The organism is Streptomyces pimonensis, assembly GCF_041380215.1.
Lineage (GTDB): Bacteria > Actinomycetota > Actinomycetes > Streptomycetales > Streptomycetaceae > Streptomyces > Streptomyces pimonensis.
On the sequence record NZ_JAHWZY010000167.1, the window covers coordinates 1 to 255 of the forward strand.

Sequence of the window (255 nt, forward strand, 5' to 3'; positions counted from 1 at the left end):
CGCCCGCGACGGAGCGGGAGGAGACCTCCGAGCCGGTACGTGAGGGTCCGGTGCCGTGGGTGCTGTCGGCACGCGACGAGAGCGCCCTGCGCGGCCAGGCCGAGCGTCTGATGTCGGTCGTGGACGAGCACCCGCCTGTTGACATCGGATACTCGCTGGCGACGACCCGGTCGGCGTTCGCCCACCGTGCGGTGGTGGTGGGTGAGGACCGTGCGGTGCTGCTGGACGGGCTGACCGCGCTGGCCGAGGGGCGGC

General features: G+C 73.7%; 1 protein-coding gene. It reads left to right on the forward strand.

Features of this window, described 5'->3' with window-relative positions; genetic code table 11:
* Positions 1 to 255 (forward strand): CurL C-terminal domain-containing protein (locus KYY02_RS33850; protein WP_371244947.1); only part of this gene is annotated, 255 nt, incomplete at both ends.